We start from the raw sequence: 16,710 nt of genomic DNA on the forward strand, positions 1-16,710 counted from the left end.
TATGTTTCTATGTGTTTAATATTTTTTGTTAATTATCCCTAATGGTTTATTGTATTAATTTATTTGTACAAATTTACTTGCAATTATAGGATTTCCATTAACGATAATTGTTAAATCTTGATCGCCATCTACAGTAAAAGTTGTTTCGTTGTGATTTACAGCTACTTTTAAAATTTGGTTTCTGAAATTAATTTTAAAAGAGTAACCGTTCCATTCTTTTGGAATTTTTGGAGAGAAATGAAGTTGGTCATTTTTCACACGCATTCCGCCAAAACCTTCCACAATACTCATCCAAGTTCCGGCCATTGACGTGATATGACAACCTTCTTCTACTTCTTTATTATAATCATCTAAATCCAGACGAGAAGTTCTTAAGTAGAAAGTATATGCCATATCCATTTTATCTAAAGCAGCAGCCTGAATCGAGTGAACGCAAGGAGAAAGTGAACTTTCATGAACCGTAAATGATTCATAAAACTCAAAATTGCGTTTTAATTCTTCTTTAGAAAAATGATCTTCGAAGAAATAGAAACCTTGTAAAACGTCAGCCTGTTTGATGTATGGTGAACGCAATACGCGATCCCAAGACCATTTTTGGTTAATTGGGCGCTGTGATTTATCTAAATCTTTCACAGGAACTAAATCTTTGTCTAAGAATCCGTCTTGCTGTAAATAGATTCCAAGTTCTTTTGAAATTGGAAAGTACATATCATCAGCTACTTTTTTCCATTCTTTAATTTCTTCAGATGAAAGATTCACTTTTTCAAGAACGCGTTTGTGATCTGCAGGATATTCTGAAGACACTTTTTCGATTTGTTCTGCAGCAAAATCAATACACCATTTTGCAATATAATTGGTGTAGAAATTATTGTTGATGTTGTTTTCGTATTCGTTTGGACCTGTAACTCCCAGAATTACATATTGGTTTTTATCTTTTGAGAAAGAAGCTCTTTGGTGCCAGAAACGCGCAATCCCGATTAAAACTTCTAAACCTTTTTCTGGAATATAAGAGTAATCTCCCGTGTAACGATTGTAGTTGTAAATCGCAAAAGCAATCGCACCATTTCTGTGGATTTCTTCGTGCGTGATTTCCCATTCGTTGTGACATTCTTCACCATTCATGGTAACCATTGGGTATAAAGCAGCTCCGTTTTTGAAACCTAAATTGTCTTTAGCGTTTTCAATTGCTTTGTCTAATTGATTGTAACGATACGTCAATAAGTTTCTTGCAACTTGCTGGTCTTTTGTAGCCATGTAAAACGGAATACAATATGCCTCAGTGTCCCAATAAGTTGATCCGCCGTATTTTTCTCCTGTAAATCCTTTTGGACCAATGTTTAAACGAGAATCCTTTCCTGAATACGTCTGGTTTAATTGGAAAATGTTGAAACGAATTCCTTGTTGTGCTTTTACATCGCCTTCAATAGTAATATCTGACATTTCCCAGATTTTTGCCCAAGCTTCAATTTGATTTTGAAGAAGTGCGTCATATCCTAAAGCAACTGCCGATTTAATTACCTTTTCGGCTCCAGTCAAAGTATTTTCGTGGTTTAAAGAAACTGTATATCCGCCAATTTTTTGAATTGATGAGGTCTGTCCTTTTGCAATAATTGTCCCGTACGTATATTGAACTTTATCTGTTGTTGAATCGATTGTTGATGGTGAAACGTTGATATTTTCTCCGTTTGCCAAAATCGTATTGTGCATGAAGGTTGTAACCTTAAAATGCGTTTTAAACGTTTGAGCCGTTACAAAAGCTTCGTTTGTACCTTTTTTAACTTCAAGCGGTTCCCAGAATTTTTCTTCCCAGTTAGCGTCTTCATTAGTTACACCAGCGTCAACATAAGGTTTGTAAACGATTTTTGCATCTTTGTTTAAAGGTGTAATATCGTATTTAATGATTCCGGCTTCGTCTAAATCTAATGAAAGAAAACGACGAACATTTACCGAGATTTCAGTTCCGTTTTTAAGAATTGCTTCAAAAGAACGATTGTACCAACCTTCTTTCATATTCAATTCTCTGCGGAAATTTCTAACCTCGGTGCAAGTATTTAAATCAAGATTTTCTTCGTTGATTTCAATGTCAATTCCTATCCAGTTTGGTGCGTTTAGAACTTTAGCGAAATACTTTGGATAACCGTTTTTCCACCAGCCCACTTTTGTTTTGTCTGGATAGTAAATCCCAGCGATGTAACTTCCCTGGAAAGTTTCTGCTGAGTATGTTTCTTCAAAATTGGCGCGTTGTCCCATAGCACCGTTGCCGATACTAAAAAGACTTTCAGACGATTTTACGCGTTCTGCGTCAAATCCTTCTTCGATAATTGACCAATTGTCTGGTTTTATATAATCTTGATTCATTTGTTTAATTTGATAATTGAGATAATTAGATAATTAGTCAATTTGAGAATTAGATAATTTGTGTTTGTCGTATTTATCTAATTGTCACATTGGCATATTTTTCTAATTGATTAATTTTTCTATAAAGTCTGATGTGATTTGGGTAAAATCTTTAAAAATATAGTCAGCTTCATGTAAAATTGTTTCCTCACCAATTCCCACACTTACCATGTCTGCAATGTTTGCTGCCTGAATTCCGGCAACAGAATCTTCAAATACGATTGAATTTTTTGGATCAATGTTTAATAATTGAGCCGCTTTTACGAATACTTCAGGGTCTGGTTTTGCATTGGTAACGTCATTTCCGTCAACAATAACATCGAAGTAAGACAGAACCCCTGTTTTTTCTAGAATTGGTCTTGCATTTTTACTCGCTGAGCCTAATGCAATTCCTTGGTTTTTATCTTTTAATAGTTTTAGAATTTTTAAAACTCCTGGAAGAACCTCACTTTCATCCATGTCAACTAAATAAGATAGATAATCTTCGTTTTTTTGAATCAGCCATTTGTCTTTGTCTTCTTGCGAAGCCTGAACATTTCCTAATCCAAGTATAATGTCTAAAGAACGAACTCGGCTAACACCTTTTAAAAGTTCATTGTCTTCGTGTGTAAAATTTATGTTTAATGACTGTGCGATTTTTTGCCAAGCTAAAAAGTGGTATTTAGCGGTATCGACAATTACGCCATCAAGGTCGAATATGAACGCTTTTTTATTCATGAATTTCAATTTTAGATTTGCTATTTACTCTAAGAGTCAATAATCCTGCGAAAATCATTGAGATGCCTCCAATTATTAGAGCGTAAATAGGTTCATTATGAAAGAATTGTTTGATTACAAATCCTAATATCGTAGCGGCTACGATTTGTGGTATTACGACGAAAAAGTTGAAAACTCCCATGTAATAACCCATTTTTGCAGCCGGCAAAGCACCAGATAACATCGCATAAGGCATAGATAAAATACTTGCCCATGCAATTCCCACACCGATCATTGGAACAATCAGCATTTGTTTATCACCAATAAAATAAACAGAAATTAAACCAACACCTCCAGCACATAATGCCAATAAGTGTGTTGCTCTAACGCCTACTTTTTTTGCAATAATTGGTAATAAGAAAGCTACTGCAGCTGCAATTCCGTTGTAAACTGTAAATAATACAGAAACCCAGTCGGCAGCATCATTATATACTTTTGAAGTGGTATCTGTTGTGCCAAAAATGTGCTGTGTAACAGCTTGTGTGGTATAAATCCACATTGAGAAAAGTGCAAACCATGAGAAGAATTGAACCCAGGCCAATTTTTGCATTGTTTTTGGCATGTTCAATAAATCGGTCATGATTATGGTAAAGCCGTTTTGGACTTTTTTATTTCGTAATTGCGATGCAATTACAAATAAAATACCCATAAAAATTAGTCCAATGAATAAGATATACAGCTCTTTTGCGAGGCTATTTTCAAAAATTAAAAACGAAATTAATCCGCCAATAGCAGCAAATGCAAGTCCAAGCGATAATTGCTTCTTAGTGCTTATGCCAGATTCTGTTTCAGAACTAGATAGATCTTCAGCATCTTTTTTAGAGTTGGCTTCAAAAGCATGAAGTTCTTCAGGAGTATATTCAGTTGTTTTGAAAACCGTCCATAAAACTGAAAGAAGAAAAACAATTCCACCAATATAAAAAGACCATTTTACGGCATCAGGAATAATTCCCTCAGGAGCAGTATTGCTTACTCCGAAAACATTTGTGAAAAGATAAGGCAGAACTGAACCTACAACGGCTCCGGTTCCAATAAAGAAACTCTGCATTACAAAACCCAAAGCGCGTTGTTCGTCTGGCAAATTATCACCAACGAAAGCGCGGAAAGGCTCCATAGAAACATTTATCGAAGCGTCCATTATCCATAAAGTTCCTGCAGCAATCCATAAAGTAGGAGAGTTGGGCATAACGAATAATGCAATCGAAGACAATAAAGCTCCAATTAAAAAATAAGGGCGTCGTCTGCCTAAACGCGTCCAGGTTCTGTCGCTGAAATAACCGATAACGGGTTGAATTATTAATCCTGAAACAGGAGCTGCAATCCATAAAATCGGAATTTCATCAATTTTGGCACCAAGAGTTTCAAAAATTCGAGAAGTATTTGCGTTTTGCAGTGCAAAACCAAACTGTATTCCCAAGAAACCGAAACTCATGTTCCAAATTTCCCAGAAACTTAATTTACGCTTTTCCATTATCGTAATTTGAAAATTATACGATAAGCGCTTTGCTTATCAAAACTTTGTTTCTTTCGAAGTAAAACTAAAAGCCTTGACTGGGCGTAAAATTATAAATTATTTTTTTATTAATGCTAATAAAAAAGCCATAAATATTTTTTATGGCTTTAGAATGCATTGATTTTAAGAAAATTAGTCAGTAGATTCTCTTTTTATTAAGTGGGTTTCTATGACTTCGGTAGTATAGTTTTCGTTTTCGTCTTCATCATCTTCGTGGTCGGCTTCCAGTCTTTCAATCAGCATTTTTGCAGCTTTGTTGCCCATTTTTTCTCCACTTTGGCTTACCGTTGTGATGCTTGGAGTGGAGTATTTTGAAATAATTCCGTCAGTGAATGCAATTACCGCTAGATCTTCGGGAACTTTTAATCCCATTTTTGATGCCGTTTTGATAATGGTTACTGCAAAAAGCTCATTTACTGCAAAAACAGCATCAAAAGCTCTTGCGTGGAGAAGTTCAGAAATGGTGATTTCGCAAGTATCAACATCTTCAATTTTGATGATTAGATCTTCATTAAAAGGTATTCCGTTATCTAAAAGTGCTTTTTCATAACCGTCAGTTCGCAATTTTCCAACACTTACATAATCTACTGTGGTTACTAAAGCGATTTTTTTTCGTCCGTTATCTATCAAGCTTTGAACGGCTTCATAAGCGGCAGCTTTATCATCAATAATTACTTTGTCGCATAAAATATCATTCGTAACACGATCAAACATAACTACAGGCATTCCTTGATTAATGACTTCGGTAATGTGGTGGAAATCGCCTTTGAATTGGGTTTCTTTCGAAAGCGACATGATAAAACCATCGATACTTCCGTTGGCTAGCATTTCCATATTCAAAACCTCTTTATCAAATGAATCGTCTGATAAACAGATTACTACGCTATATCCGTGTTCGTTGGCGACTTGCTCAACGCCATTGATTACAGTAGAGAAAAAGTGATGCACAATTTCGGGTATAATAATGCCAATACTCTTGGTTTTTCGGTTTTTAAGACTAAGGGCAATGTTGTTGGGCTTATAGTTATAAAACTTCGCAAAAGCCTGTACTTTTAGACGCGTTTCTTCGCCTATTTCTAAACTGTTTCGTAGTGATTTTGAGACAGTTGAAATAGATACGTCCAGCTCCTTTGCAATCTGTTTTAGGGTTATTTTACGTTTCATAGCGTTTTTTGGAAAAAATCTAATTGATAATAAAGTTGGTTAATATTTTTGGTATTGGCAATTTTTGACTTAAAAGATTACAAAAAATAGAAAGTTTTCAACACTACCACGTTTTCGTAAACCAATAAAAATTGCCACCGGTTGTTCGTGTTAATAAATTCATAATTTTGAAATTCGAAGTAAAATTAAAAACTTAACTAACAATCACAAACTCAAACTAATTTAAACAAAAAGTATGAAAACAATTTACAAAAAGTTGTTATTTTTATTCCTACTGCTGCCGTTTACTGTGTTAGCTCAAAGCACATTAAATGGAACTGTTGTCGATAAGGCAACTGGGCAGCCGATTCCGGGAGTAAATGTAAATGTACAAGGCTCGAAAGCAGGTACTTCTACAGATTTTGATGGAAAATTTCAATTGCCAAATTTAAAAAATGGCGATAAAATTGTCGTATCATTTATTGGATATGTAAGCAGTACTGTTACTTTTTCTGGACAAAAAACGGTAAACGTCATTCTAGAAGAAGATACAAACCAACTTAAAGAGGTTGTTGTACAAGTAGGTTACGGTACTGTTAAGAAAAAAGATGCTACAGGAGCTGTAACGGTTTTAGGTGCAAAAGATTTTAATAAAGGACCGGTGCAATCTGCAGATCAAATGATTCAAGGAAGAGTTGCAGGTTTGCAAATTATTAACGGAGGTGGTTCTCCAGGAGCTGATCCAATCGTAAGAATCCGTAGTGGATCTTCCCTTAGTGCAAACAACGATCCATTATATGTAATTGATGGTATTCCAGTTGCAAGCGGAGGAGTAGAAGGAGGAAGAAACCCTTTGTCTACCATTAACCCAAACGATATTGAGTCACAAACTGTTTTAAAAGATGCTTCGGCAACTGCGATCTATGGTTCAAGAGCTTCTAATGGTGTAATCATTATTACAACTAAAAAGGGAAAATCTGGTGATATCAAAGTAAGTTACAATGGTAATTTTCAAGTTTCAGAAGTAACACAGCAAGTTGATGCTTTGTCAAGCGGACAATTTAGAGACTTCGTAAATGCTCATGGAAGTGCATCTCAAATTGCTGCAATGGGACAAGCTAATACAAATTGGCAAGATGAAATTTACAGAACCGCTATGGGAACTGATCAAAATATTTCTGCTAGTGGCGGAAAAGATAATGTTACTTATAGAGCTTCTGTAGGATATACTAACTTAAATGGTGTTTTGTTAAGAGACAATTTTGAAAGAACTACTTTAGGAGTTTCGTTAAATGGAGACTTTTTTGACAAACACTTAAAAGTTCAAGTAAACAACAATACATCTATTATTAACAGTAACTATAGTAATACAGGAGCAGTTGGAGCAGCTGTAGGTTTTGATCCAACTCAGTCTGTAAAAAATGCTGATGGAACTTATTTCCAATGGATGACATCTCCAACAGAGTTTAATCAGTTAGCGGGTAAAAACCCATTGGCATTGATTAACCAACAAAACAACTTGGGTACTTTTAATAGAAGTATTGGAAATATCCAATTGGATTATAAAATGCACTTTTTGCCAGAATTAAAAGCTACAGTTAATTTAGGTTACGATCAAATGAGCGGTAGAGGTTTTGGTGGAACAAATGGAGATTACTTATTTGGACTTAAAGGTTCTGGATACAACAACTCTTACGTAAATATAGAGAAGAGAAATAACAAGTTAATGGACTTGTATTTGAACTACAACAAATTGTTCGAAGATATTAAAACTCAGATCGATGTAACAGCGGGTTATACTTATCAAGATTTTAGAGAAGAAAAAAACAAATCAAACTATAATTTTGAAAATGATGTAAATACAGTAGAGTTATTCACTCCAACACATATTAATTTACAGTCATTCTTTGGTAGAGCTAATTTCACAGTAGCAGATAAATATTTAGCAACTGTTTCTTTAAGACGTGACGGTACTTCTAGATTTACAGAACAATATCGTTGGTCAAATTTCCCAGCAGTTTCTGTTGCATGGAAATTGAATGAGGAGAGTTTCTTAAAAGATGTTGCAAGCATCAACTCTTTAAAATTAAGAGGAGGATGGGGTATTACTGGTCAGCAAAATATTGGAAGTGCTTATCCATCTATTCCATTGTATTTAGCTTCAAATACAGCAGCTCAGTATCAAATTGGAAATACGTTCTATACCACTTATAGACCACAACCTTATAACAGCAACCTGAAATGGGAAGAAACAACTACAATTAACGTTGGATTGGATTTTGCTCTTTTCAATAATAGATTTACAGGTACTGCAGACGTTTATGAAAGAACTACAGATGACTTGTTATTGTATACTCAAAATCCTGCTTTCTTCGGATTTTCTAATTATGACAATTACAATGTTGGTAGTCTTAAAAACAAAGGGATTGAGTTGTCTGGTGAAGTAGTTGCGGTTCAAAAAGATAATTTAGAATGGAGAATTGGTGGAAATATTACATTCCAAAATTCAAAAATTACAAAATTAACAACTACTCAAGATAATACTCCTGGACTAGAAGCTGGAGATAATATATCAGGAGGAACAGGAAATAAAATCCAAAACAATCAAGTAGGTTATGCACCAAATTCATTCTATGTATTTGAGCAGGCTTATGATGCGGCTGGAAAACCAATTGATGGTGTTTTTATTGACCGTAATAAAGATGGTGTAGTAAATGAAGACGATATGTATCGTTTCCATAAACCAGCAGCTGATGTGTTTTACGGGTTTTATACAACTTTGAATTATAAAAACTGGGATTTCTCTATGAACTGGAGAGGTTCTTGGGGGAACTATATGTACAACAACGTAGATTCTGGTAATGGTACATATAATAACATTTTAATCAGACAAAATGATTTATCAAATGGTGTTGAGAATCTTTTAGAAACAGGTTTCAAACAAGGAAGTAATTTCCAATTAAAATCTGATTACTATGTTCAGGATGCATCTTTTGTGAAATTGGATAACGTTACAGTTGGATATACTTTCAATCAAAAGATCAAAGGTATTTCAATGTTAAAGTTAACTGCTTCAGCACAAAATGTTTTGACAATTACGAAATATGAAGGTTTAAATCCTGAGATTTCTAATGGTATTGATAATAACATATACCCAAGACCAATTACTTTCATGTTAGGACTAAACGCTAACTTCTAATTCAAATAACAAGAATAATGAAAAAGATACAAATAAAATTATTAGGTATTTCTTTGTTTATGATGACGATGCTAGTTTCATCATGTACAGACGATTTAAACCAATCACCGGACAACGGAGATTCTGTTAGTGCCGATGAGCTTTTCTCTGATCCAGCATCATATAAGCAAAATTTATCAAAATTATACGCAGGATTTGCTACAACTGGTCAACAAGGGCCTGCAGGAAGCCCAGATATTTCTGGAATTGACGAGGGAACAAGTCAATACATCAGAGGTTTTTGGATGATGCAGGAATTAACAACTGATGAAGCTGTTATTGCTTGGAATGACGGAACTATTAAAGATTTCCATTCTCAAACATGGTCATCTGCAGATTCATTTATCGCTGCAACATTTGCACGTTTTTCTTTTCAAATTGTAAACTGTAACGAGTTTTTAAGACAAACAACAGATGCAAAATTAGCATCAAGAGGAATAACAGATGCGGCATTATTGGCTGATATTAAAGCGTACCGTGCAGAAGCTCGTTTTTTACGTGCAATTACATACTGGCACTTAGTAGATACTTTTGGAGCAGGATCAATCGTAACTGAAGATTCTCCAACAACATTTTACTATCCAGCGTATGCTTCAAGAGCTGAGATTTACAAGTTTATTGATGAGGAACTTACAGCTATCGAACCGCTTTTGAAAACACCAAAAACGAACGAGGCTTACCGTGTTGATCAGGCTGCTGCTTGGATGTTGCACGCTAAATTATACATGAATGCTAAAGTATATATTGGTACAGATCATTATGCTGAAGCGCTTCCTTTAATTGATAAAGTAATCAATTCTGGTTATACATTACACAATAACTACAATCAATTATTCTTAGCTGATAACGATAAAAACGGTGCGCAGAAAGAATTTATTTTTGCAATTGGTTTTGACGGAATCCACACGCAGACTTACGGAGGAACAACATTCTTAGTTCACGCTCCAGTTGGTGGAAGCATGGTAGCATCTGAATACGGTATTAACGGAGGTTGGGGAGGTATCAGAACAACTTCGGCTTTTGTTGACAAATTTCCAGCTGTTACTACAGATACTCGTTCTCAGTTCTATACAAACGGACAATCTAAAGAAATTGCAAACATTGGAAACTTTACTGATGGATATGCGATTATGAAATTTAAAAATGTTGATGTTAATGGTGTTCAAGGATCAGATAAAGCAGGGAACTTTGCAGATACTGATTTTCCAATCTTCAGACTTGCAGATGCTTACTTAATGTATGCTGAGTGCGTTGTTAGAGGTGCAGGCGGAAGCTTGGCAACTGCAACGACTTATGTAAATGCTTTAAGAACAAGAGCAAAAGCAAATATTATTACTCAAACTGATCTTAACTTGAATTTTATCCTGGATGAAAGAGGAAGAGAGCTTTACTGGGAAGGACACAGAAGAACAGATTTGATCCGTTTTGGAAAATTCACAGGAGGTTCATACTTATGGCCTTGGAAAGGAAATGTGGCTGGAGGTACTTCTACACAATCTTACAGAGATTTATTCCCAATTCCTGCGGGAGCTTTAGGAGCAAATCAAAATTTAAAACAAAATCCTGGATACTAAACTAACTGACTAACGAATTAAAAAATACCACAAATGAAAAATATAACAAAATCATTAATCGCTTTATTAGCGCTAGTTGCAATATCATGCAGCGTTGAAGATGTACAAGATAGACCTGTTATCGAAGGAGTTGATTCTCCAGTTTTAACTGCTCCTCAAAGTGGTGCGGCATATGTATTGAAACCAGAGGCGGCTGACGCGCAAGCAGAGCGTTTCACATGGAATTCTGCAAATTACGGCGGAGATGTTGAAATCACTTATGCAGTTGAAATGGATAAAAAAGGAAACAGTTTCAAAACTCCTAAAGAATTAGGAACTGTAAAATCTCAAAATCAAGTTTCAGTTTCAGTTAGCAAATTAAACACAGCAGCTTTGGCTTTAGCTGCAACTCCATTTGTTGCAGGTGATTTTGAAGTAAGAGTAAAATCTACTGTGAGTACAAATGTTATGTATTCAAATGTTGTTGGAATCGTGGTAACTCCTTACACTACTGAAACTCCAAAATTATGGGTTCCTGGTGGATACCAAAGCACAAGCGGTTATGGTTCAGATTGGACACATTCTTCTGCTCCAATATTATTAGCAGAAGGTTACGGAAAAACTGCTTTTGAAGGATATGTTTATTTCGCTACTGCACAAGATCCAACACAAGATGGAAAAGGATACAAATTGTCTACTGAAGCAGGTTGGGGAGGTACAAACTATGGAGCTGGTGATACAGCTGGGACATTAAGTTCAGCAGGAACTGCTAAAAATCTTGGAATCACTACTCCAGGATATTATAGAATTAAAGCTGATACAGATCCAACTAAATTATCAATTGTTACATTGAAAACAACTTGGGGAATCATTGGTAATGCAACTCCAGGAGGATGGGATACTGATACTCCAATGACATATGATCCTGCTACTAAAAAATGGACAGTTACTGTAACTTTAACAGCTCAATCAGCTCCAGATAATGGTTTGAAATTTAGAGCAAACGGAAACTGGGATCTTAACTTTGGAGATACAGGAGCTAATGGTACTCTAGAAGAAGGAGGAACAAATATTGGTACTACTGCTGGAAAATTCTTAATTACTTTAGACTTAAGTAATCCAAGAAATTACACTTATACAATGGTAAAACAATAATAAGTTGAAACCTAAAAAGAGGCTATCTACGGATAGCCTTTTTTAATAACCATATTGATTATGAAAAAAACTTTACTATTATTTTTCTTTATGTTGTCGGCAATTTCATTTGGACAACAGCAAACAGTAACTTATTCGGTAAGTCCATCTACTTTTGAGGAAACTACTTCTATTACCATTACTATAAACGGAAGCAGTATAAACGAAAGTACATGGGGCGTTACTGGAAATGCTTTATATATGTGGGCTTGGGCATTTGATACTAATGACACAACTCAAAAAGGAACACCAAACAATGGCACATGGGAATCTTCAAGCGAGGAAAGTAAATTTACTTACAATGCGGGAACAGATACTTATACCAAAACTATTACTCCAACAACGTATTACAATACAACAGGAATAGGAAAAATAGGTTTTTTAATTAAAGCCAAAAATGGAACTGGAGACAAAAAATCGCAAGATATCTTGGTTGAAGTTGGTTCTTTTCAAGTAACCTTGACTTCTCCGGTAGAGAATAGTACAACAATATTAGCGTCAGGTTCTAATTTTAATATTGCAGCTACAAATACAAATGGAGTGGCAAGCTATACGCTAAAAGCAAATGGAACTACAATTGATACTAATGCAAGTACAGCAAGTTATTCGTATACAGCAAATAATCTTACAAGCAATCAGAGTTATGAATTAGTTGCGGTTCAAGGAGCTGTAACAATTTCTAAAAAGTTTTCGGTTGTTGTAAATCCGAATACAGTTTCAGAAGCGATGCCAGCAGGTTTAGTTGACGGAATAAATTATAATGCCACAGACGCAACAAAAGCAACTCTAGTTTTAGATGCGCCTTTAAAAGATTTTGTTTACGTTGCTGGAAGTTTCAACAATTGGCAACCAACAACGGCTTATGCCATGAAAAAAGATCCTTCTTCTGGAAAGTTTTGGTTGGAATTAACGGGATTAGTTTCGGGTGCAAATAATACGTACCAATATTGGGTAGGCGAGAGCACACCATTGGCAAATTCTCCGGCTTTGGTAAAAACAGCAGATCCATATTCAACTTTGGTTTTATCGCCTTATGATGATCCAGGAATTCCTGCAGCTTCTTATCCAAATTTGCCAGCTTATCCGACAGGACAAAATTTTGAAGTTACAGTACTTAAAACGGGACAAACGCCATACAATTGGCAAGTAACGAATTTTACTAAACCGGAAAAAGATAAATTAGTTGTCTATGAACTTTTAGTTCGTGATTTTGACGCTAAAAGAAATTATCAGACTTTGATCGACAGAATCGATTATTTTAAAACACTTAAAATAAATGCTATCGAATTAATGCCGGTAATGGAATTTGAAGGCAATGAAAGTTGGGGTTATAACACTTCGTTTCATATGGCTTTGGACAAATATTATGGTACATCAGATAAATTAAAAGAGTTTATCGATTTGTGTCATCAAAATGGAATTGCTGTGATTTTAGATGTTGCTTTAAATCATGCTTTTGGCAGAAATCCAATGGTTAGAATGTGGATGAACGATCCTGACGGAGACGGTTTTGGATCTCCAACTTCAGAAAATCCATATTTTAACACCGTTGCAAAACATACTTATAGTGTAGGTGAAGATTTTAATCATCAGTCTGTAAAAACGCAATATTATGTAGAACGAGTAGTGAAGCAATGGATCCAAGAATACAAAATCGATGGTTTCCGTTGGGATTTGACCAAAGGATTTACTCAAGCTTGTACAGCTTCAGATGAATCTTGTACAAATGCTTATCAGCAAGATAGAGTTGATATTTTGAAAAAATACGCTGATTATTCTTGGAGCCTTGATCCAACACATTATACGATTTTTGAACATTTAGGATCTGATTCTGAAGAACAACAGTGGGCAAATTATCGCGTTGCTGAAACGCCTAGCAAAGGAGTGATGATGTGGGGAAAAATGACAGATCAATACAATCAATTGTCAATGGGATATTCTTCAAGCAGCAATATTTCTAGAATGATGAGCTCTAGCCGTGGTTTTACAGCAAATCGTTTGATGGGTTATGCCGAAAGTCACGATGAAGAACGTTTGATGTATAAAAATGTGCAATACGGAAATACTTCTGGAACATATAATGTAAAAAACTTAAATACAGCTTTGTCGAGAATGTCTGCAATTGGAGCGGTTTCACTTTTGATTCCTGGTCCGAAAATGATTTGGCATTTTGGTGAATTAGGTTGGGATGATTCAATTTATACATGCAACGATGGAACTGTTAATGATAACTCGGCAACGATTTCTGGAGATTGTAAATTAGATACAAAACCACAGCCTCAATGGGCAGAAAACTGGTTGGGTGATACAAATCGTAATAAAATTTATTATGATTGGGCAAAAATGATCAACATGAAAGTGACTGAACCTGTATTTTTGGGAACAGCAACAATGGCAAGCGCAAATACACTGACGGTAAATATTAAAATCACAAACAGTAATTTGGCAGCGACACAATTAAAAGATGTATTGATTTTGGCCAATTTTGATGTTACTCCACAAAACGTTGCTACAGGTTTTCAATATACAGGAACATGGTATAATTTGATGGATAATTCCTCAATCAATGTGTCTGACGTTAATGCAACAGTAAATTTAGCTCCGGGTGAATATAGAATTTATGGAAATAAAACAGCCAATTTAGCGCTGCCAGATTTCGGAAAGACAAGTGCTGTAAACTTATATCCAAATCCAGTTTCAAATTATTTTACCATAAACGTTGCAGTATCTAAAGTTCAGGTTTATTCAATAACGGGTCAGTTGGTGAAAAGTTTTGCTTCAAACGGAAATGTAGATTTTCAATATAATGTAAGCGATCTGAAAACAGGATTGTATGTAGTAAAAGCACATGATGAGAACGATAAAATTCAGATCATGAAATTTATAAAGAAATAAATACGTTAGTTTAAAATTTAGCCAAAAAGTAAATGTTTGCTTTTAGGTTTGAAATTTTAATAGGTATTTAAATTTTGGTTTTTTAGTAGTTAAAAGGGCTGTCTATTTATTTAGACAGCCCTTTTTCGTTAAGTAGTTTTGGTTATTTTTTCTCGTTGTATTCTCCAATCAAAGAAAAATAGCCAAAAGTTCCCAAGCCTAAAACGATTAACGGGGTTAGAATGAATAGCGTTATAATTCCAAATACCGTATCATCCTGCTGGTCTGATAAAAACTTTGGCAAGCCAAATTCAAACACGCAGAAATAAGCGGCAGCAATGGAAACTATAATCCATAAAACACCTAAAATTTGCTTAACTGTGTTCATATTATATGTAGGTATTAAAGGTGATTTATTTTATTTTTATTGTCAATGTAAACCATTCCAATTACAAAGCAGATCGAAGCAATTATAATTGGGTACCAAAGCCCGTCAAGATAAAATTCCGGTTTTTTATTGGCTTTAGCATGTAATACAAAATAGGTTGAAACGGCAGGCAGCAATCCTCCAAAAATTCCATTCCCAACATGATAAGGAAGCGACATTGAAGTATATCTGATTTTAGTTGGAAACATCTCCACTAAAAATGCGGCAATTGGTCCATAAACCATGGTAACAAATAAAACCTGAATGAAAACCCAAAAAATTAATGACCATTCGTTTTCTGAATTTATCTTAACAGTAAAACTGCTTTGAGCTTCTCTTTTATCGGCAAAAACAGTTTTCTTTTCCACATACGTAGTTCCGTCTGTATAGGTTTTGGAAATAGTGATTAAAGTGTCATTATTTTTATTTAATTCAGTAGTTTGAGTTGTTTTTTCAGTAATTTCTGTCTTGTATTTTACATCTGTCGTTTTGTACATCGCTCTATAGATAGGCCTATAAAAGAAAATTGCCAGAAACATTCCAAGCATCATAATATATTTTCTGCCAACTTTGTCGCTAAGCCATCCAAAGAAAATGAAAAACGGTGTTCCTATTAATAGTGCAATTCCCAAAAGAGCATCAACTTGTGAAGAGTCAATATTCATTACAGTTTTCATGAAACTCATGGCGTAGAATTGCCCGGTGTACCAAATCACGCCTTGTCCCATTGTCGCGCCAAAAAGTGCCAATAGAACAAATTTCAGATTATATCGATTACCAAAACTTTCCTTTAGCGGATTCGCACTTGTTGTTCCTTCTTTTTTAGCTTTTGCAAAAACTGGCGATTCATCCATATTTTTTCGAATTAAATATGAAACGCCTACCATTACAATCGAAACCCAAAATGGAACACGCCATCCCCAAGTATCAAAAGCTTCTGCAGAAAGCACACTTTTTGTGGCCAGAATAACCATTAGTGAAATAAATAAACCTACAGTCGCCGTTGTCTGAATCCAAGAGGTCCAGTATCCTTTTTGTCCAACCGGAGCATGTTCTGCGACATAGGTTGCCGCACCGCCATATTCTCCGCCTAATGCAAGCCCTTGAAGCAAACGCAGAATCAATACTAATAAAGGAGCGACAAAGCCAATAGTTTCATAACTAGGAATACAGCCTATCAAAAAAGTTGAGCCTCCCATTAGCAGTAAAGTCGCCATAAAAGTATATTTACGGCCAATAATATCGCCAAGCCTTCCAAAAAATAAAGCGCCAAAAGGTCTTACTACAAATCCTGCGGCAAATGTTGCCAAAGTCGATAAAAATGCTGCAGCTGGATTATCACTAGGGAAAAATTTGGTCGAAATTACAACCGCTAAACTTCCAAAAATATAAAAATCGTACCATTCAATCATGGTGCCCATTGAGGACGCCGAAATAACTTTCCAAATACCTTTAGTAGAAGTTTTGCTCATAAAACTGTTTTGTGTACTTAATAATTATTAAATGATAAAAATATAGTTTTACGAATATATAAGATATTTTGTTATTCACTTAATACTTTTTTAACAAAAATAAGCTATTTATTGACTTTTGTTTTTTTAGTAGTATATGGCTT

10 protein-coding genes are annotated in these 16,710 nt (G+C 35.0%); 4 read left to right on the forward strand and 6 right to left on the reverse strand.

From position 1 onward, the window contains the following. Window positions 1-54 precede the first annotated feature (54 nt). The 4 genes from EYY60_RS17750 to EYY60_RS17765 form a co-directional block, all read right to left on the reverse strand. Window positions 55-2,358 carry a glycoside hydrolase family 65 protein gene (locus EYY60_RS17750; protein ID WP_132990636.1) on the reverse strand — a complete coding sequence of 768 codons (2,304 nt, stop codon included), beginning with the start codon at window positions 2,356-2,358 and terminating at the stop codon, window positions 55-57. 102 nt (window positions 2,359-2,460) lie between these two features. After that, window positions 2,461-3,114, reverse strand: coding sequence for a beta-phosphoglucomutase (pgmB, locus tag EYY60_RS17755; protein ID WP_132990637.1), 654 nt, complete (start codon window positions 3,112-3,114; stop codon window positions 2,461-2,463). Then, entirely contained in the window at window positions 3,107-4,624 is a 1,518-nt protein-coding gene (locus tag EYY60_RS17760; protein ID WP_132990638.1) for an MFS transporter, read from the reverse strand. Before EYY60_RS17760 ends, pgmB begins: the two co-directional genes overlap by 8 nt. A gap of 174 nt (window positions 4,625-4,798) precedes the next feature. Continuing rightward, entirely contained in the window at window positions 4,799-5,830 is a 1,032-nt protein-coding gene (locus EYY60_RS17765) for a LacI family DNA-binding transcriptional regulator (protein WP_132990639.1), read from the reverse strand. A 235-nt stretch (window positions 5,831-6,065) separates the two neighbouring features. Here EYY60_RS17765 and EYY60_RS17770 point away from each other — a divergent pair, with 235 nt between their 5' ends. From EYY60_RS17770 to EYY60_RS17785, 4 genes are read left to right on the forward strand one after another with little or no spacing between them, the layout of a single operon-like run. Then, window positions 6,066-9,008, forward strand: coding sequence for a SusC/RagA family TonB-linked outer membrane protein (locus tag EYY60_RS17770; RefSeq protein ID WP_132990640.1), 2,943 nt, complete (start codon window positions 6,066-6,068; stop codon window positions 9,006-9,008). A gap of 17 nt (window positions 9,009-9,025) precedes the next feature. Next, window positions 9,026-10,621: a RagB/SusD family nutrient uptake outer membrane protein gene (locus EYY60_RS17775; protein WP_132990641.1), complete on the forward strand. Its 1,596-nt coding sequence runs from the start codon at window positions 9,026-9,028 to the stop codon at window positions 10,619-10,621. Between the two features lie 33 nt (window positions 10,622-10,654). Further along, window positions 10,655-11,755, forward strand: coding sequence for a SusE domain-containing protein (locus tag EYY60_RS17780; protein WP_132990642.1), 1,101 nt, complete (start codon window positions 10,655-10,657; stop codon window positions 11,753-11,755). A gap of 60 nt (window positions 11,756-11,815) precedes the next feature. Then, a complete protein-coding gene (locus EYY60_RS17785; RefSeq protein ID WP_132990643.1) occupies window positions 11,816-14,689 on the forward strand; it encodes an alpha-amylase family glycosyl hydrolase in 2,874 nt (957 codons plus the stop codon). Between the two features lie 142 nt (window positions 14,690-14,831). Here EYY60_RS17785 and EYY60_RS17790 read toward each other — a convergent pair whose 3' ends face one another. Both EYY60_RS17790 and EYY60_RS17795 read right to left on the reverse strand, forming a co-directional pair. After that, window positions 14,832-15,056, reverse strand: a complete 225-nt coding sequence (locus EYY60_RS17790; RefSeq protein WP_132990644.1) for a DUF6814 family protein — start codon at window positions 15,054-15,056, stop codon at window positions 14,832-14,834. 14 nt (window positions 15,057-15,070) lie between these two features. Continuing rightward, complete coding sequence (locus EYY60_RS17795) at window positions 15,071-16,567, reverse strand: MFS transporter (protein WP_132990645.1); 1,497 nt, start codon at window positions 16,565-16,567, stop codon at window positions 15,071-15,073. Window positions 16,568-16,710 lie beyond the last annotated feature (143 nt).

This window comes from Flavobacterium zhairuonense (assembly GCF_004352915.1).
GTDB classification, from domain to species: domain Bacteria; phylum Bacteroidota; class Bacteroidia; order Flavobacteriales; family Flavobacteriaceae; genus Flavobacterium; species Flavobacterium zhairuonense.